At 43.0% G+C, this 20589-nt stretch carries 11 protein-coding genes; 9 read left to right on the top strand and 2 right to left on the bottom strand.

Going from position 1 to position 20589, the window contains the following annotated elements; all coding sequences use genetic code 11:
- Window positions 1-54: 54 nt before the first annotated feature.
- The 4 genes from MKX34_RS27705 (at window position 55) to MKX34_RS27690 (ending at window position 10595) form a co-directional block, all read left to right on the top strand.
- Window positions 55-7431: a pectinesterase family protein gene (locus tag MKX34_RS27705; protein WP_076296427.1), complete on the top strand. Its 7377-nt coding sequence runs from the start codon at window positions 55-57 to the stop codon at window positions 7429-7431.
- 208 nt (window positions 7432-7639) lie between these two features.
- Complete coding sequence (locus MKX34_RS27700; protein WP_076296433.1) at window positions 7640-8566, top strand: DMT family transporter; 927 nt, start codon at window positions 7640-7642, stop codon at window positions 8564-8566.
- Window positions 8567-8728: 162 nt separating this feature from the next.
- Window positions 8729-9517: an isocitrate lyase/phosphoenolpyruvate mutase family protein gene (locus tag MKX34_RS27695; RefSeq protein WP_076141807.1), complete on the top strand. Its 789-nt coding sequence runs from the start codon at window positions 8729-8731 to the stop codon at window positions 9515-9517.
- Between the two features lie 7 nt (window positions 9518-9524).
- Window positions 9525-10595, top strand: coding sequence for a trifunctional transcriptional activator/DNA repair protein Ada/methylated-DNA--[protein]-cysteine S-methyltransferase (locus MKX34_RS27690; protein WP_038573239.1), 1071 nt, complete (start codon window positions 9525-9527; stop codon window positions 10593-10595).
- 38 nt (window positions 10596-10633) lie between these two features.
- Here MKX34_RS27690 and MKX34_RS27685 read toward each other — a convergent pair whose 3' ends face one another.
- Together MKX34_RS27685 and MKX34_RS27680 are read right to left on the bottom strand one after the other, a co-directional pair.
- Entirely contained in the window at window positions 10634-11299 is a 666-nt protein-coding gene (locus MKX34_RS27685) for a TetR/AcrR family transcriptional regulator (RefSeq protein WP_038573238.1), read from the bottom strand.
- Window positions 11292-12494 (bottom strand): MFS transporter, encoded by a 1203-nt coding sequence (locus MKX34_RS27680; RefSeq protein ID WP_038573237.1) that lies wholly within the window; start codon window positions 12492-12494, stop codon window positions 11292-11294. Before MKX34_RS27680 ends, MKX34_RS27685 begins: the two co-directional genes overlap by 8 nt.
- A gap of 261 nt (window positions 12495-12755) precedes the next feature.
- Between MKX34_RS27680 and MKX34_RS27675 the strand changes: the two genes are divergently transcribed.
- The 5 genes from MKX34_RS27675 (at window position 12756) to MKX34_RS27655 (ending at window position 20544) form a co-directional block, all read left to right on the top strand.
- Complete coding sequence (locus MKX34_RS27675; RefSeq protein ID WP_076296428.1) at window positions 12756-14294, top strand: response regulator; 1539 nt, start codon at window positions 12756-12758, stop codon at window positions 14292-14294.
- A 19-nt stretch (window positions 14295-14313) separates the two neighbouring features.
- Window positions 14314-16116 carry a sensor histidine kinase gene (locus MKX34_RS27670; protein WP_036685623.1) on the top strand — a complete coding sequence of 601 codons (1803 nt, stop codon included), beginning with the start codon at window positions 14314-14316 and terminating at the stop codon, window positions 16114-16116.
- 17 nt (window positions 16117-16133) lie between these two features.
- Window positions 16134-17669 (top strand): response regulator, encoded by a 1536-nt coding sequence (locus tag MKX34_RS27665; protein ID WP_076104888.1) that lies wholly within the window; start codon window positions 16134-16136, stop codon window positions 17667-17669.
- A 115-nt stretch (window positions 17670-17784) separates the two neighbouring features.
- Window positions 17785-19491: a sugar ABC transporter substrate-binding protein gene (locus MKX34_RS27660; protein WP_076213689.1), complete on the top strand. Its 1707-nt coding sequence runs from the start codon at window positions 17785-17787 to the stop codon at window positions 19489-19491.
- A gap of 84 nt (window positions 19492-19575) precedes the next feature.
- On the top strand, window positions 19576-20544 hold the full coding sequence (locus tag MKX34_RS27655; protein WP_036685395.1) for an ABC transporter permease subunit: 969 nt from the start codon (window positions 19576-19578) through the stop codon (window positions 20542-20544).
- Window positions 20545-20589 lie beyond the last annotated feature (45 nt).

The raw sequence follows: 20589 nt of genomic DNA, 5'->3' as shown, positions 1-20589 counted from the left end.
TTGCTCTGAGGACAGGGCCCCCTTCTTATTCCAATAGATATTAGGAGGTCTTGTATGAAGAAAAAATGGTTATCTGGGGCGCTGGTCGCGAGTCTTCTTGCAACATGTATGCCATTTGGTGGTGTCGAGGCCGCTTCTTTGGAAGCGCTTCCTGCCTTTCCGGGTGCGGAAGGCGGCGGCAAATATGTAACCGGCGGAAGAGCTCAACCTGTGTATGAAGTGACGACGTTGGCTGATTATGGTATCAAGGAAACTCCGATCCCCGGCTCCTTCCGCGATGCGGTAAGTCAAAGTAATCGAACCATTGTTTTTCGAGTGGGGGGAACCATCCATCTGAAGGAATCCCTCAAGATTACCGGCTCAAATCTGACGATTGCCGGGCAAACGGCTCCAGGTGACGGAATTACAATTGCCGACTACACAACCTCTGTTGAAGCTGACAATATTATTATGCGCTATATGCGTTTCCGGTTAGGCGACCGGGTAGCTAGTGAAGATGATGCTTTTGGATCAAGGTACCATAAGGATCTCATTATCGATCATAGCTCATTCAGCTGGTCGGTGGATGAAGTGGTCAGTCTGTATGACAACGAGAATACTACCGTACAATGGTCGATATCCGCTGAAAGTATGCTGATGACGACTCACCAGAAGGGACGTCACGGCTACGGAGGAATCTGGGGTGGGAAAAATGCCAGTTTCCTTCACAATCTGATTGCTCATAGCACCAGCCGCAACCCCCGTTTGCCGACGGTGACCAAATTGGTGGATCTGACGGAAATGTCTAATAACGTTATCTATAACTGGGGATTCGCTTCGACCTATGGTGGGGGAGCAGAAGATTATCGATATAATATCACTAACAATTATTATAAAAATGGTCCAAACACCTACACCAGTGTAAAAAATCAATTGTTTGGGGAAGTGTCTCCAGAAACCCGGTTGTTTATAGATGGGAACATCATGGATGGTAATCCGAAGGTTACCGAAGACAACTGGAAGGGTGTGCAAAAGTATTCGAATATCTCTAGGCTTGCGGAGCCGGCAAAGATGCCTAACTCATATACGGCAGTGTCGGCGGAGGAAGCCTACGCAAATGTAATGGCTGATGCTGGTGCCACTTTGCCAAGACGTGATGCTTACGATGCACGTGTCATTAATGATGTGAAGAATCGCACTGGACAGCATATTAATTCACCTATTGAAATAGGCGGTTACCCAGACTATACAGAGACAGCTTCCAATGTAATCGACATGGATCATGACGGTATGGATGATAGCTGGGAGATTGCTAATGGACTAGATCCTACCGATCCTGAGGATGGCAAGAAGTCGACGTTATCTTCGGAGGGATATACAAATTTAGAAGTGTATCTGAATGATCTCATTGTGTTAGGGAAATCAGGGTATGAGCATACGGACAATCCTGTAACCGCTATCAATTATCCTGTGAATAACCAAATCATAGAGTCAGGCAGCGAGGTGAATGTTACAGCTTCTGCCAGTGATAGCGATGGTATTGCTAAGGTGGAATTTATCGTTAATGGTGTGAAGCAAGACGAAGCTACCACAGCACCTTATAGTTTCAATTGGAACAATGTGCAGGATGGTACCTATTATCTTGTTGTTCAGGCTATAGACAATAAAGGGCTCAAGACACAATCCGATAACGTAGCTATACATGTCAACACCTCTGGATCCGTTCTTCCGTGGACTTCAGTGGATGTTGGTGGTCCAGGGATAGCGGGAGTGACTACACTTCATCCAGATAGCGGGAAAATTACGCTCAAATCGGCTGGACTTATCGGAGCTACATCGGAGAGCGAAACTGCTGTTGATAACTTTCAGTTTGCTTATCAAACCCTGACAGGCAATGGTGAAATTATTGCTAGAATCGACTCCGTAACGGGAACTGATGATTATGCCAAAGCAGGTGTCATGATTCGTGATAATCTCAATGACAATTCTAAAATGACGATGCTGGCAATCCCTTATGTCAAATATGGCAAGAAGGGAGTTATGATTACCCGCTCCACCACAGGAGCCAAGGTGGTAAAAACAGAACCGGACAGTTTCATCAATACACCTTATTGGGTGAAGCTGGTTCGTCTTGGTAACGAAGTGACAGGTCTGGTATCGCCGGATAAAGTAACATGGAGCAAGGTAGGCACGGTGAAGCTTGACCTGAATGATACGGTTTATTTTGGTCTTGCAGCCGATGCTGCTAAGGTAGATAACGAGGTTAATCGTTATAATGCGTCTGTCTTCAGTGAGGTGGAGCTGAAACCGCTTAGTGATCAGTTTCCTGCCGCACCCCGTGGACTTACAGCCACAGCCGGTGAAGAGAAAGTGAAGTTGAATTGGGAGGACGTTGCTTCTGCCAAGTCGTATAGTGTTAAACGTAGCGAGGTTTCCGGCGGTCCCTACAAAACGATTAATACTGAAATTAAAGATAGCTTGTATACTGATTCCGGACTCAGCTCCGGAAAAACTTATTATTACGTGGTCAGCGCGGTGAATGAGCTTGGTGAAAGCTTTGATTCCGATGAGGCCAGCGCTACAGCTGAAGGTGAAGCAGGTAATGTCTATTATGTGGATGAAGACTTCGAGCAGGTTGCCGTAGGTGTGACACCAGAGTATTATGATGTAACTCCAAATCCACAGACTGAAATTCAAAAGGTTATTGTATCTCCCACACCGTCTGACAGTAAAGGGAATACGTCAGATCAAGTGTTGAATGTGTTCGATGGTGCGAACGGCAGCGTGCAGTTTATCCGTAAATTTGCGCCAATTACAGGTGCACTGGTTATTGACACTGACTTTATGTTTGCGACAGAATCGGGAACCTCGGTGTTCCTGCAGGCCCAGAGTACAGATGGAAGCAAAACGGCATTCTCCATTGAGAGCAGAAAGCCAACGCTTCCTGAAGCTACAGGTAAATATACGCTAACCATGAGCAGGGGGAGCAGCCAGTATCATCAACTGATGAGCTCTTATTCCCTAAAACAATGGTACAACCTGAAGCTAAAGGTGGATGTGAACAACGATAAAGTGGATGTATATATCGATGATCAGCCTGCTGGCTCTTTTCCGTTCACAACCACGAATTTCGCCAGCTACGGCATTGGGCGTATCTTATCCAAGACACCGGGCGGCGGCTCAGGAAATTATTACTTAGACAATTTAAAGATCTATGTTGAGCCCATTGAAACACCGCTTGGACTGACTGGGCTTCCAGGAAACCAAGCAGCCCAGCTATCATGGCCTGCTCTTGAAGGCGCAACTTCCTACAATGTTAAGAGAAGTCTTAAGAGCGGGGGGCCTTATGAGACTATTGCCAATGCTATTACAGAGACATCATATATTGATAATGAAGTTACCAACGAAACTACCTATTATTATGTTATCTCGGCGACGGCGCCCACTGGTGAATCGGCAAATTCCAATGAAATTAGTATTACCCCATCCGCTTTGGCGGTGAAATTGCCTGCGCCAGAATCGTTTGCGGCTGTAAGTCGGAATGCACAACTGGATCTCAGTTGGAAAGCTGTGGAGAATGCAGCCAGCTACAGCATCAAGAAGTGGAATGAGACTTCAGGTAGCTATGAACTCGTGGCAAAAGAAATCACCGGCACAACTTACCGCGTCGGAGGTTTGGCCAACGGGCAAACCTACCGTTACGTCGTAGCTGCAACAAATGTGGCCGGGGAGGGAAAAGAATCAGCGCCTGTTGAAGCTACTCCGCAATCTCCTTTGGGAACACCTGTCGTTTCCACGGAAGCTGGTGACAGTGTAATGAAACTAAGCTGGCCAGCGATTGAGGAGGCGAGCCAGTACATTGTCAAACGTGCCTCATCGGCGAATGGTCCTTATGAAGTGCTCGGGTCTGATTTATCAGACACAAGCTTTACTGATGCTGGGCTCGTAAACGGAACACCGTATTATTACAAAGTCAAAGCAATAAGCGGTACCCGTAGTAGTCTAGATTCAGCTGCTACCCCAGCGGTTCCATACAAGAATTCCGGCCAGCCGCAGGCTCCACAAGGAGTTAGCGTTGAGCCTGGCAACACGGATATCCATCTGACTTGGAATGTAGCTGATGGAGCTAGCAGCTATCAAATTCTACGCTCGGAGAGCGGTGGCAGTTATGCGGTCGTGGCCGACGGCATCGAAGCAACAGATTATACCGATAAAGGCTTGAGCAACGGGACTGCCTATCAATATGCGGTAATCGCCATCGGTGATAAGGGTGCCAGTCTTCCATCCGAGGTGGTCAAGGGAATTCCAGCTCCTGTCATTATTGTTGCTCAGAATGGGACAGGAGATTATAAAACGATTAATGACGCTATTCAAGCAGCACCTGATAATAGTGCCCTAACCACGATTATTAAAGTGAAGAACGGCACGTATAAGGAGAAGGTGCTTGTACCTTCTAGTAAGATGAATATTAGTATCATCGGTGAGAGCCGGGAAGGTACCGTACTTATTAACGGTGACTCCGCGAAAACCATTGGCTCAGATGGTAAAGAAATGGGCACCAGCGGCAGCTATACATTAAAGGTTGCGGCAACTGATTTCACACTGGAGAACATGACGGTTGAGAACAGTGCTGGGCGGGATGCCGGTCAGGCAGTCGCTTTATATGCTGAAGGAGACCGGGGAGTGTACAGAAATGTTAAACTTCTTGGATATCAGGATACCCTGTTCGCAGACAAGGGAAGAGCTTATTTCGTCGACAGCCATATTGAAGGTACAGTGGACTTTATCTTTGGTAATTCCGCTGCTGTATTCGAGAATAATGTGATTCAAAGTGCGGGTGCTGGCTATGTTACTGCGCCTTCCACGGCAACGGGTAAGCCTGGTTATGTGTTCATCAATAATCGACTAACTGCCAGTGAGGGCGTTGCTGCTGGAACCGTTGATTTGGGCCGGCCATGGAGAGAATATGGCAGCTCTACCTTCATTAACACGGAGATGGGAGCTCATATTCGTGCTACTGGCTGGCATGAATGGTATGAAGGTCGTTCCAAAACTGCACGGTTCTCTGAGTTTTTAAGTTACGGAGAGGGGGCTAATGCAGCTTCACGTTACAGCTGGTCCAAACAAATAACAGCAGAAGAGGCAGCTGCCTATACGATTGAAGCTGTGCTTGGTGGAAGTGATGGCTGGAATCCACAGCAATCCAAGATCTTAGTGGGTCAAGAGCAGATACCTGCGGTACATGTCTCTTCAATTACTGTAACGGGTAAAGATGGAATTAGCAGCATTGAGTCGAAGGGCGGTGCCTTGCAGCTGCAAGCCTCTGTGCTTCCAGAGAATGCGACGAATCCTAAAGTTATCTGGACGGTAACTGAAGCAGATGGGATAACCTCTACGGATAAAGCGGTTATTAATGAGAAGGGCTTGCTGACAGCTAGAAAGAACGGTAGCGTACAAGTAACTGCGCGAGCTCTAGATGGAAGTGGAGTATCCGGAAGCCTAGAGATTAATATCAGCGGACAAGATGAGATTGCCCGTAATCTGCCCGCTGCAACGCTGAACGGACCGGTCACAGTGGTGGCAGGACAGGATTTCACTTACCGTGTAGGGCTTACAAATGTTACTACCTCCGTCTACAAGGAAGTGTATGCTGTAGACTTTACCATGGCATATGACGTATCTGGTGTGGAATTCATATCCGCTCAGACCTTGCCAGACGGATTCAGCATCACTCATATTAATGAGGACAGTCCAGGTCTAATAACAGTTAGTGTAGCTGGAACGGAGGCAGGAAATATCCTGACCGATGATGCGGAATTCTTAGAAATCATCTTCAAAGCGAAGAAGACAAACCGTGAAATCGCCGTGCCGCTTGGATTTATTTCTTTCCGAGGATCCAACACAGATGTTGATTTTGACATCCTGCATGAGGCACAATCGGTTGTTCATGTCATTCCTATATCCGTCATGGAGATAAAAGTCTCCTCCAAAGATAATGTGAGCGAAATCAAGTCAGGGCAAACCCTGCAAATGGCAGCTGTAATCCTGCCGGACCATGCATCCGATCCAGCAGTGACCTGGTCAGTAGTGAATGAGGATGGATCAGCTACTGAGCGAGCAACTATTACGGATACCGGCTTGCTCACTGCAATTGCAGCAGGCAAAGTAACGGTGAGAGCGACAGCTAAAGATGACTCCGGTGTTGTAGGTACGATGTCCATTGAGATTAAGGCAGAATCGCAGGTTTCAGAATCGGGCGGTACTTCATCTTCAACGACAGTCAAACCAGTGAAACAACCGGAACCAACTGTGAACGCAGATGGAGTTACTCTTTCCGTGACAGCGGATGTGAATGGTAAAGCTATTGCAGAGGTATCCTCGACGATTCTGCAACAAGCAATTGGCTCAATGCAGAATGGAGTATTGAGAATCACAGTGAAGCCATCCTCTGCCAGCTCGGTGGTTGAACTGACCTTGCCAGCTCGTGAGTTGGCTGGAGCGGGAGCAAAAGCAATTCAACTTTTGGAAATAGACATGGGATTGTCTACGTTCCGAATAAATGCTGACCTGCTTCTTGCGATGGCAGGATCTGACGCCGCAAGCGTTAAGCTTGTAGTTGGCAAAGTTGACGCGAAGACACTGTCGCTTCAGACGGATGTCGGGGATATTTATGAGTTTAAGTTCTTTGTTGATGGCAAACAGTTTGACAGCTTTGGGCGTGGACTGAAGGTTGAACGGGATTACAAACCAAAGACAACTTCAGGTGTAGAACAAATAGTAGCCTACCAAATCCGTGAAGACGGGACTGTAGAGGTGGTTAGAAACTCCCAGTTTAATCCGACAACTGGCAAGATCATCTTCAGACCAGACAATTCCAGCAGATTCGCAGTAGGATATGCGGAAAATTCCTTTAAGGATATCGCTGGACTAGGGTGGGCACAAAATAGCATTCAAGCCCTTGCCGCCAGAGATATTCTGAATGGCACCGGAGATCATAACTTCGGGCCACAGCTGAATGTAACTCGGGCGCAGTTCCTGAAGATGCTGATGCTTGCACTAGAGCTGGAGGAAGGTAGTGCGGCAAGTACATTTAAGGATATTTCGCTGGATGCTTGGTACTACAGCTCCGTTGCTGCTGCTCAGAAGCTAGGAATTATTCAGGGCAGATCTGATGGAACCTTCGGTGCTAATGAAACAATTAGCCGTGAGGAAATGGCGTTGATGGCTTATCGTGCAGCACAACTCGCCAAACTTACGGTCGTGGGAGTGGACCAGCCAGTGAGTTTCAATGATGCCGCTGACGTTTCATCCTACGCTCGTGAGGCTGTACAATTCATGAGCGGAGCAAAGATTATTCAAGGTGTAGGCAAAGATAACTTTGCACCTAAAGCCAAGACAACTCGTGCTCAGGCAGCTGTTATTGTCTATCGATTGTTCCAGCTAAATCCTTAAATTTCAAGTTGACACCCTGTGTGATTTATCATATTATGATTGGAGTTGTTATAAGTAAATAAACCAAACTCTATCCAGTGGATGGAGTGGCGGAATTTTGTCAAAGATGTATTCTTTGGTTTCAATCGCCCCTTGTCATTTCGATGACAAGGGGCTTTATTATGTTAATGAGCTTGCTCAAGAGAAAGGGAAGAGGTTTACGATGAATATGAAGTTATTCAAATATGCTTTACTAGTTTTTTTAGGTGCTTGTAGTTATGGCTCACTCTCTACGATCGTCAAGCTTGGAATGAACGATGGCTTTAGAATGAAACAATTGGTAGGATCACAATACTTTTTTGGATGGTGTATGCTGCTCTTGCTGGTCTTATTATTTTCCCGAAAGAAATTAGGGCTAAAAACAGGCGGGAAATTATTAGCCGCTGGGATCACCATCAGTTTAACTGGCATATTTTATGGCTTCGCCGTTGAACAATTGCCTGCTTCGATTGCGATTGTACTGTTATTCCAATTTACTTGGATCGGTGTAATTCTGGAGGCGGTTGTAGATCGAAAACTTCCTAGTCGGGAAAAAGTGATTTCGATGGTTATCCTTCTAATTGGTACGGTATTAGCGGGGGGCATCCTTGAGCCGAGTGTAGGTGGAATCACGACCACTGGTGTGGTTTTTGGCTTAATGTCAGCCGTGTCGTTTGCCTTCTATATTTTTGTGAGTGGAAGAGTAGCTACGCAGGTACCTGCCGTTAATAAAAGCTTGTATATGACCACTAGTGCAATGGTTATTATTATGACTGTTTTTTCTCCTTCTTTTTTATATGACGGTGCGATTAGCGATGGGCTTTGGAAATACGGCCTACCTCTAGGTTTGTTGGGCATCGTAATTCCAGTTCTGTTCTTTTCGATCGGGGTTCCGAAGCTGGGTTCAGGTCTAGGCGCGATTTTAGGGGCAGCGGAGTTACCGGCAGCTGTAGTAGCCTCCGTGTTAGTTCTGCAAGAAGAGGTATCATTACTTCGCTGGATCGGGATTATCGTAGTTCTGATCGGGATCGCAGCTCCACAAATCGTACCGATGGGGACAGGGAAAAAGTCATCCAAACTATCACCAAAACAATCACTCCGTAAGGTAGAACTTTAATCGGCAAACTGACATCGATGGTATGATCTGATCCTGAGAGGATTAGATTATCTATCGGTGTTTTTTTTGTGGAAAAAAAGATTGGTGTTAATTTTTCTGGTATCGATAATGGATGTCTAATATATAGTGGTTCTATTCTTAACTAAATGGAGATGACCACTTATGAACAGTAAAAACTATGACTATTTTAAAACTCTGCATGATCAAAAAAATCCACTGATCCTGTACAACTGCTGGGATGTAGCCTCAGCTAAAGCAATAGAGCAAGCTGGATCAAAGGCGGTAGCAACTAGCAGCTATTCCATGGCGGAAGCGTGGGGATATTCGGATGGTGAACAGCTTACATTTGAGCTTATGCTTTGGATGATTTCAAAGATTGCCGAACGAGTAGCGGTTCCATTGACCGTAGACATCGAAGGTGGATATGCTGTAGATGAGGATACTTTAGCGCATAACATGGAGCAGTTATTTCAATTAGACATCTGTGGTATCAATTTTGAAGATCAGATTGTAAATCATCCTAACAATGAACTATGGGAGACCAGCGAACAAAGCCGTAGGATCAAAACCATACAACAAGTAGCCTCCAAACTGCAAAAGCGTGTGTTTATTAACGCTAGAACGGATATTTTTTTCAAGGATAAGGAACATTCGATGGATCTAGTGAATCAAGCTATAGAACGTACCTATGCTTATGCTGACGCTGGAGCGGATGGGATTTTTATACCGGGGCTCGCTGATCCAAGCTTGATTGAACAATTTGTCAAAAAATCGCCACTGCCTGTGAATATCATGGTTATGGACGGTATGCTTTCAAATCATGAATTGCAAAAAATTGGCGTGAAACGTATTAGCTATGGCCCGCGTAGTTTCTTTCAGGCACAACATAATCTTCAGGAAAATGCCCGGCAAACGCTTGACGCCTCAGGACTTTATTTAGAAATGAGCTAACCATACTATGATAACTAATGAGCAGGATATCAATAAATATTATAAGATGCTGGTCGAGAAAAACTCGAATTATGAGGGCGTATTTTTTGTAGGAGTGAAAACAACGGGCATCATGTGTAGGCCAACTTGTCCCGCTAAAAAGCCATTAAAAGAAAATTGTGAGTTTTTTGCTACAGCCAAGGAAGCCTTATTAGCTTCATATAGACCTTGTAAAAGGTGTCAGCCGCTATCCAATCCAACAAAAATGTCTCCTGAAGTAAAGCTGCTAGTAGAGGCTATTGAGAGCAATCCGGAACGAAAATGGACAGATAAAGATTTTGATGAGCTGTCTATTAGTGCAAACACGGCACGCCGCCAATTTAAGAAACAATTCGGGATGACCTTTATCGAATATGCACGTTCTAGACGTTTAGGACTGGCATTCAAACATATTAGGAATGGGGATTCAATCATTAACGCACAACTGGAAAGCGGGTACGATTCGAGCAATGGGTTTAGGGATGCCTTTTCACGAACGATGGGGACTGTCCCGAATCATTCCAAGCAGATTAAAGTGCTGTACTGTACTTGGATAGAAACGATATTGGGTTCCATGCTGGCCATCTCCGATGAAGAGAGTCTTTTACTGCTGGAATTTGTGGATCGCAAGGGTCTTGAAAATGAAATCAAAAGATTACGCACTCGCTTAAATGCAACTATATTACCTGAAAAGGTAGCCGTCCTTCACCAAATTGAGGAGGAATTGAAGCTGTATTTCACAGGTGAACTTACGGAATTTACAACGCCGGTTCGTTATCTGGGCTCAGACTTTCAGCAAAAGGTGTGGAATGAACTCCGGAAAATACCTCTGGGACAGACAGTTTCTTATAAGGAGCTTGCAGAGAAAATCAACAATCCCTCTGCTTGCCGCGCTGTAGCAAGGGCGAATGGTACCAATCAACTCTCAATCTTGGTTCCATGTCATCGAGTGATAAACAGCAATGGTGAATTGGGTGGTTATGGAGGCGGGCTTGCCAGAAAAGAATGGTTAATCAAACATGAGTCTAACCGCTCCTTAAATCAGAATAATTTCATTTAAACTACTTCTCTCTATTACGTAGAATGTGATGGATCCCCTTACTTCAAGGCAGGAGATTCATCACTTTCTGTACTTAAATACTGAACTAACATGTCCACAAATCGGTTAGCAATCTGAATATCCTGAAGTTCGTTGTTGAAATCGTCTTTGGAAATCAGGCTCATTTTCTGTAATAAACCCATCATAGACGTGAAGATGAAATGAGCAGTGGATAAGGGTTCTGTATCAAATTTTAACGATCCATCTTTAACTCCGGCCTCCAGAGCATCCATTAAGAAATGTCGTTCTTTTCTCCGCATCACAAAATCTTTGTACTTTTCTTTGAGTTCTTTACTGTAATCATAGGCTTCAAAATGCAAATCGAATAGAAGAATGAATTTGATGTAACCTGGGTGTTGCCGGGCATAATCAATCCAAGCATTAAGCATCGAAGCAAGCATTTGCTTACCATTCATTTCAATTGAAGAAGGTGCGCTTCTAACAAATTGCGTCATGCTCTCCAGAATTTCCATCTGGACCTCAAAAATCAGTTCGTTCATGGACTGGAAATGCTTATAAAAGGTAACCCGGCTTACACCAGCCACGTCGCAGACATCCTTAATATTAACTTTGAGAAAGCTTTGCTTCATAAAAAGATCCTTCGCCGCAGCAATTAATTCTTCCCGGTTTTTGTTTTTTAAATTCTGGTGCCAGTTCTCAGTCATGGGCGACACTCCTTTCTTGCTCTTTTTTTGGTTTTTGTAAGGTGATGAAAAAGGCAGATGCCAGGATAATTGCCCCAAAAATATAGGGAATATTAATATGTTTGTCAAACATCAATCCCGCTAAAATGGGTCCAAGTATGTTTCCTATACTGGTGTACGTTGTATTTAATCCGGCAGCATATCCTTGCCGATCGCCAGCTGAATTGGCAATCAATGTACTTACTGTGGGGCGCAAAAAAGCATTAAAAGCAAAAAATAAACCGGATACAACTAATAAATAACCTAAATTGATCTTGAATATCATCAACAATAAGGTTATAGCGGTCATCACCAATGATATACGTATAAGCTTTATCTCGCCAAGTCTCTTAATCAGATGATCAAGCAGCCAGATCTGCACAATAATGCCTATAATAGCACCAACCGTAATAATGATTGAGATTTTCGTTGCATCAAAACCGTATTTTTGTTCCACAAAAAGGGCGTACACCGTTTCATAATTCATCAGACCAAATGTCATGATCAGAATGAGCAGAAGATAGCGGAAATAGGACGTCCGGAATGAATTTACGATTTGATTACGAATGGATTCCCGAGGGTCCTGTTTGTTAACGGATTTCCGTTTTTCCTTTGGTAGTGTCTCTGGCATATAAAAACAAAGTATCGTAGCGATAAGCCCAAGTCCACCCGCAAAAAAATAAGGCACCCGTATGCCAAACCCAGCGATAATCCCGCCTAACCCTGGACCAAGTACCATACCCAAATTCATGGAAGCCCCCAAGTACCCCATACCTTTTGCACGGGTTTCATGGGTGGTGATATCAGCGACATAGGCCATATTGGAAGGGACCATGATTCCGATACCTATACCCCCAATAAATCTAGCGATGTAAAGTAGGGGCAATGTCGTAGATACAGCAAATATCAGATCTGAAAGGACGGTTAAAAACATTCCGGAAATGATCATTGATTTTCGGCCCCATTTATCCGAAAGCTGTCCCCCTATAGGTGAAAAAATAAACTGTGCTGCTCCAAAAGCCGCAATAAGATATCCGGCGGCAGCCCCTGACGCATTAAACAGTTTCAGATATTCAGGTAGAATGGGAATGACCATACCTTGCCCCAATAAGGCGATAAATAGATTCAACATCAGAATGAAAAGTGGAAATCTAGCAGACTTAGATAAGCTGCTCATATCATAGCCCTCCCATATAGTTTACACTGTGTAAAGGTTTACTCGATGTAAACTATAATAATGGAATGATGGGCCCTTGTAAAGGTGTGTCTGAAATTTAGGATACGCTGTTTTTAGTATGTTTTTTCAAGTAAAAAAAGTACTGTTTTAAACAAAAGAAGGAAAATTTATGAATTCACATCATTATCCAAGTATGATAGCATGATCTATATATTTTGGTGTAAAGCGCGGGCTTATCTTAATAAGATTGGAGCGAACATCATGCTTAAGGTTCTGATCGTGGACGATGAACCCTGGGTTCTTGAGGGGCTAAGGACGATGATCGACTGGGGAAAATTCGGTTATGAAGTTTGTGGTGAAGCTCAAAACGGCACGGATGCGATGAGGCTTATCCAGGAGAATAAACCGGAACTGGTTCTTACGGATATTAATATGCCTGTAATTAACGGTCTTGAGCTTATTACAAAGTTGAATGAGGTGATGGAGAAACCTCCTAAATTTGTGATTTTGTCTGGATATGATGATTTCAAGTATGCACGTAAGGCATTGCGCCAGCGGGTAAATGAATATTTATTAAAACCCATTGATGATGAAGAAATAGAGGCTTTATTAAGCAGGATCACTCCAATAATCCAAAATGAAATCGCTTCCAATGAGGAGTTTGATAAAAAGCAATTTTTTATCGTAAATAATATCATCAACCGCCTGATCCAAGGGGAGTATAACGAAAATTTAGAGCTTCTAACCCGAAACACCTTGAAGCTTCAAGCGGATGCAGAGGTAATGTGTATTCTTATCGAACCCGCCTCCTCTATGAATCCATTCCAACCGCAGATAAGTGATTATTTTTCCGAGGAACACTTCTGCTTCTTTCAAGACGGATCGGGAAGAGCGGGGATCATTCTTCAGTCTGCTTCTATCGGCAATGAGAGCCTGGAGACTATCGTCAACCAGATGCATTCAGATCTCACTGAACAATCACAGGAGCTGGTCTTTCTAGCACTTAGCAGCAGAATGGTCGGGGTGAGCTCTATTCGAGAGATTTATAGGCAGGCACTTGAGGTATGGAAACGAAAAACGCACCAGCAGAAAAGAGGGGTCTTTTATTATAGTGAGCTTAGGAACCTGAAAAAGGAAGAACCTCATGAGGATCATTTCAGACAGCTGCTGCATAAGGTCCAAACGAATGATACGGAACAGATCCAGCCTTGTGTAAAAGAAGCGTTCACTGCTTTCGTCGAGAATCTGCTGACCCTTGAAGTTGTAAAAGCAAAAGTGGCCCATTTAGAGCTTACGATCTGTAGAATTATAGCTCGAATGAATGGAGACCCGGATACGATTATGATTAAGCTGCAGCAAGAATACGGAAATCTAGGTGAACTCAGTGATTATTTTATAATAAGCAGTTATGTACAAAGTCTGTGTGAACGTGCTGCCGTCTATCTGTCTGAATTAGAGCAGCAGAATGAACGAAATACGATTTACAAGGTTATTCAGTATGTGGATCGTGAATTTCGGAATAAATTAAAGCTTCAGGATTTGGCACAACAATTTCATATTAATTCTACCTATTTGGGACAACTGTTTAGAAAGCAAACGGGTCAGGGCTTTAGTGAATACCTAAATGCTAAACGGATTGAAGAGGCGAAAAGTCTGCTGAAACGAACACAGCTAAAGATATCGGATATAGCGGTGCAGGTGGGATTCTCTAACACTGATTATTTTATAGATAAATTTAAGCTGCTTGTAGGGGTAGTACCATCCGTGTATAAAAATGAGAATAAGAACCAACAGCTCTAGGGGAAGCAAGGTGTTTCATATGGAGAGAAAAAAATTCAGATTTAGAAAAGTAGTGAATGATATTCCCTTGAATTATAAATTTTCCCTTATTTATATCATAGGTGTTCTTCTCCCTATCATTATTATTAACCTTGTTTTTTTGGATCGGATTTCCGATCTGATCAAATCCAGAGAGCAGCAGAACCTGGAGATATCCTTAGAAAGAGCCCGAAAGGATATTCATGATTTCATTGAAGGTGGGGTAGCTGTCAGCTATACGCTTTCTGCTGATAAGAACCTGTATGAATTGCTTGAGCGGACGTATGGGAACTCTATTGAATTTTATGACACTTTTGATGAACAGCTGAGAGACCGCATGAACAGCTATATGCCGGTGAATAATCAGATTGAACGGATTACTGTATTTACGAACAATGATTCCATTGTTTCCGGCAGCAACTATCAGGTCATCAATGAAAAGGTAATGAATAGTGAATGGTATAAGCAGTCGAAGGCTGCGGATAAACATCTGTTTCTTGCCGCTTATCATATGAGTGATACCTCTAGTGTGATTTCTACAGCGCCTTATTTGAGTGTTATTGAGCGAATGGACGCTTACAGCTCATACAATAAGTTTGAAAAGCTGCTTAGAATTGATTTGGATCTCAGTAAAATATATGACGTGATTATCAGAGAAAAAGATTACTTGAGTCTTTATTTAGTTAACGAGCAGGACGAGATTATTATGTCTGCACAAAGCGGCTATCAAAGAGGCACCGCGGAACCTTATCCCGTGTTCAAGCTGCAGGATGATGAGCGCAAGGAGGACGTTCATATTGTACCCGTCGGCGGAGCTAGTTATATAAAGGGCTGGCGGATAATAGGAATTACACAAGGTGAGCGTATTACCCAAGCGATAATGGAGATTCGGATTTATGCAGGGATTCTGGCGTCCATTGTCACGCTAATCACCACCGCTTTTTTATATGTGATGTTAAGATCCTATAATTATCGGGTGAAACGGTTATCCAGACATATGCAGAAAGTATCCAATGAGAAATTTGAGCTGATTCGAATCGATGAAGGCCAGGATGAGATCGGGGGACTGATCCGTAATTTTAACAGGATGACCACTACCATTAATTCCTTGATCAATGATGTATATAAACTGGAGATTCAAAAAAATAATCTGGAGATGGAAAGAGTAAGAGCTGAACTGAATTTTCTGCAAAGCCAGATGAATCCGCATTTTCTGTTTAATACGTTAAATGCCATTTTGGTGGTCTGTACTAAAAATAATTATTCGGATGTTACAGATATTATTAAGAGTTTATCCAAATTACTTAGACGGCTGCTGAGCTGGAAAGAAGATCTCGTCACTCTGGAAGAAGAAATGACTTTCATCGAGATGTATTTAAAAATTGAAAAATTCCGGTTCCGGGATAAATTTGATTATCAATTTGAGATCGATGAGCAGTCGCTTCAATATAAGATTCCCAAGCTAAGCATGCAGCCGCTCGTTGAGAATTCCTGCAAACATGGTCTACAGGCCATAGAGGGACTTGGTGTGATAAAAGTGAAGACGTTAGTGGAGGAGGGACGCTTAAAAGTTACCGTCTCTGATAACGGTAAAGGGATAGAGCCAGAGAAGCTGCAAGAATTATTAGGTAATGTTCAAAATGAAGCGTCTTCGGGAACGAATATCGGAATCCGCAACGTGTACCGCCGATTAGAATTGTATTATGAAGATCAGGTCCGTTTTGATATCAGCAGCGTTCCGGATGAAGGGACCATTGTCACTTTTGATATTCCATTAAAACTCCTGGAACGGAAGAATAGCTAGAAAGTGAGGGACCCCCTATGAAATACAAAGTATTGTTGATCGATGATGAGCCTAGTGCGCTTGAAGCGATGCAGCTATGGATTGATTGGCAGGAGCTTGGCTTTGAGGTATGTGGAACCTCCAGCAATGGCAAAGAGGGGCTGGAGTTAATGAAACAGCTCGAACCAGATCTTGTAATTACGGATGTTAATATGCCGCTAATGAATGGGCTGGAGATGGTCGCAGCTTGGCAACGAGCTGAGATTAAGGAGATTAAGTTTGCCATACTAAGTGGTTATAGTGAGTTTGAATATGCCAAGACAGCTATACACTATGGAATTAATCATTATCTGATGAAGCCAGTGTTTCCAGAAGAAGCGGCAGAAGAATTACTGGAGATTTATCAGGAGCTGGAGCAGGAAGCTCAGAAGCGCAGTTTAAATCAAATAGCCTCCGCGGAGGAGGCTGTTTCTCTCCTGAAAGGAATACTGCATGAGAAAGCTGAGCAGTCGAATCAGGAGGTACTTAACCGATTATCGGAAGGGAAAAGCCATTGGAATATTTGTCTGATACAGACAGAGCCGGTTTTATATACAGAGATCAGAGAGCAAGCCTCAGCCCTCCTAACCGATAAAGATTCGATGTTTCTGATGGATCTGGAGAGTCATTGTTTTGGAATCGTATACGGATACCATTCATTGTCCACTGAGGGAGCTGTGATCGATCAGATCGCAACTCCCTTGCTGAATGAACACCCTAAACAAGCTTTGTATATTGCAGCTGGCGCTGGCGTAGGCTCCTTGCTTCAGATCGGGAACAGTTACCGAACGGCGAAAGAAGCATTAATGTATTATTTTTATTATCCTGAAAATGCAGAGGTCCTGAGTTATCAAGAGATTAAGGATAGTCCCTTCAGTTATCATTATGATCAAATTCAACTGATGGATGACTTGATAAGACCGATTAACACCCTGGACTCCGCAGGCTTTAGCCAAGCTGTGAACTCGGCAGCCCGCAGTTTCCGGGAACAGCGCATCGCTCCAGAGGTTGTGAAGAAAATTGTTATTCATATGATGTATAAGATTATTGAGTTTACCTCGGAAGCCAGTGAAGTTCATGAGTCCTCCTTATCTAATCAAATTAGAATCCCCGCGATGTTAGACTCAATGATCACCTTGACGGACTTAATGCGTAATTTGCTATTCTGCGGCGAGGCCAGTATTGATATCCTTCTTAAGGAACAAAACCTAAGATCACAGGGGATTGTTCAGGAGATTAACAATTATATTGAAGAGCATTTTCGCGAATGTCTTACCATTAAGAGGCTATCAGAGGTGTTTTTCCTGCACCCGGTATATCTGGGACAATTATTGATCAAGAAGAACGGAATTAACTTCAATGAACAGCTACATAACCTCCGAATAAAAGAGGCAGTACATTTACTTCAACAAAATAAGTTAAAAAATAGTGAAATCGCTGAGAAAGTGGGCTATGGCAATTATAGTCAGTTTCTCAAGCAATTTGAAAAAAAGCTACATATGAGTCCTAACGAATTTAAAAACACTAATACCTAAACTTTTTGGGGGTACATCTTTAATTCTGGCGTATTTTCAGAAGATTATCACCTCTATAATTTAACTTGTAAGGGCTTACAACATTGTTACACCAACAAATATATGGAGGTGCTTTATGGGGGGCAAGTTAATATCCAAATGGAAACTTAGTCTGATTGCTGTGTTATCCCTAAGCTTTACCTTAGCAGGGTGCGGAGGAAATAACAGCAACAATACGACGGCTAAGGGGGAAGACAAACCAGCAGAAACAGCCACTTCAACTGCAGCAGGAACAAATTCTGATAAGATTGAACCTTTCGAAATTAGTATCTTTCTTGGAGAAGCAGGCCAGCAACCAACACCAGATAATAAAATTTATAAAATGATTAAAGAAAAAACAGGCGCCTCATTCAATTTCGAATTCTTGGCAGGAGATCTTAAACAGAAGCTTGGCGTTATGATTGCCGGTTCGGATTATCCAGATCTAATGAGTTCTAATACCCAACTGACGGCAGCAGGTGCATTTATTCCTCTCGAGGACTTGATTGAAGAACACGCTCCAAATTTGAAAGCGCATTACGCAGCTTACTGGAACATGATGAAGGATCCAAATGATGGACATATTTATACACTTCCAAACTATGGTGCGTATAACGGTGATGTGAATTCAACCTATTACTCTGGCCCAGCTTTCTGGATTCAGAAAGCTGTACTTAAAGATGCTGGCTATCCAGTGGTTAAAACTTTGGATGAGTATTTCGATCTTATCGTTAAGTATAAAGAGAAGAATCCAACCATTGATGGACAACCAACAGTTGGGTTTGAAATTCATAACAAAGACTGGAGAAACTGGGGATTGTTTAACGCTCCTCAGCATCTGATCGGACATCCTAATGATGGCGGAGTAGTGGTTAAGGATAACGTGGCAGAAATCTTTGCGGATAAAGACTATGCTAAGCAGTACTATAAGAAGCTTAATGATATGAATGCATTGGGTATTATTGATAAAGAAGCATTTACAATGGATTATGACCAATATTTAGCTAAATTGTCCAGCGGAGCCGTTCTAGGAATGTTTGATCAGCACTGGAACTTTGGTAAAGCAGAAGATTCACTCAAGACTCAAGAAAAAGATATGAGAACTTATGTAGGTCTGCCTCTTGTGTATGATACCAACACCAAAGATTATTATCTGGATCGCCCTGCGCTTAACTTGAATAATGGATTCGGGATTACTATCAATGCTAAGGATCCAGTGAGAATCCTTAAACTTATGGACACATTGATTCAAGAAGATTGGCAAAGAACTCTCACTTGGGGTATTGAAGGCGAAGATTATATTGTGGAAAACGGCCGCTTTATGAGAACCCAAGAACAACGGGATAACGCAGTTGATGCTACTTGGAAGCTGAGTAACAAAGCAGAAGCTTGGTATGCTACCGCTCCGAAAATGCAAGGGTACTTTGCAGACGGTAACTCAACGGATGCGGCAGCCCAACCAGAAGAATATAAGGCAGGATTGGAAGCGTTTGACAAGGAAGTCCTCGACGCATATGGATTCAACAGTTATGTAGATTTCTTCAGTAAGCCTGGACCGAATCCAGTAGCTTACCCTGCTTGGTCCATAGATCTTGTTGAAAACTCTCCAGCAAAAATTGCCGATACGAAGATGGGAGAAGTTAAAACCAAGTTCTTGCCAAAAGCAATCTTGGCTAGTCCTTCCGATTTCGATAAAGTTTGGGCTGAATTTGTTAAAGAACTTAATAAAGCGGATGTTAAAGCCTACGAAGACAGAATCAATGAACAGCTTAAATGGAGATTTGATACTTGGAGTGTTAAATAGTTAGAGCATGCTTAAAAATCAGAAAGTGGTGGCTTATTAGCCAACCACTTTCTGAAATATATGGATGATGTGGGGAGAAAATATATGGATGAGATTTTAACGGGAAAAAAAGTTAACCGGCATCCTAAAAGAAAAAAGAAGCAACCTATTACTATGAATTTGATTAAGAATCAGAAACAGCTAATTTGGATGTCGGTTCCATTGCTGCTTTATATTATATTATTTGCTTATGTTCCCGTCTGGGGATGGACCATGGCTTTTCAGGATTATAAACCAGCTAAGGCTTTTGGCGAACAAACGTGGGTTGGCTTGAAACACTTCAAGTTTCTATTTACGGACGATACCTTTTTAAGGGTACTACGAAACACACTGGCTATGGGATTAATTAATTTCTTTCTAGGATTTATAACCGCAATAACATTGGCCTTACTTCTTAATGAAATCAAAAATGTATTTTGGAAAAGAACCGTGCAGACCATATCCTACTTACCTCACTTCCTCTCTTGGATTATTGTAACAGGGATTGTAGGTGTCTCCCTCTCGGTTAACGACGGGATTATCAACATCGTACTCATGAAATTACATCTTATCGATTCACCGATTCTTTGGTTGAGTGAAGGGAAGTATTTCTGGGGTATTGTGGGTGCTTCAACCGTCTGGAAAGAGGTTGGATGGAGTACTATCATCTACTTGGCTGCTATTGCTTCTATAGATCCAGCTTTATATGAGGCTGCTGAGATTGATGGGGCTAACCGGTACAAAAAAATGTTCAATGTAACATTGCCGGGAATTAGACCAACCATTGTAATCCTGATGATAATGTCCATAGGACATGTACTGGATGTCGGATTTGAGGTTCCGTACTTATTAGGGAACGGGCTTACTGTAGACTGGTCGGATACGATTGATATATTTGTATTGAAATACGGGATTGGGCAAGGGAATTATTCCTTAGCTACTGCGGGTGGTATATTTAAAACAGTCGTAAGTGTAACGTTGCTGCTATTAGCTAACTGGACTTCGAAGCGGCTAGGGGAAGAGAGGCTGTTATAATCATGGAAAAAACTCAATTGATTCCTCAAAAATCTCCAAAAAGTA

This window comes from Paenibacillus sp. FSL R5-0636 (genome assembly GCF_037974255.1).
Classification (GTDB): domain Bacteria; phylum Bacillota; class Bacilli; order Paenibacillales; family Paenibacillaceae; genus Paenibacillus_AQ; species Paenibacillus_AQ odorifer.
The sequence above is the reverse complement of the archived record's forward strand: the minus strand, read 5'-3'. Positions and strand labels throughout refer to the sequence as shown.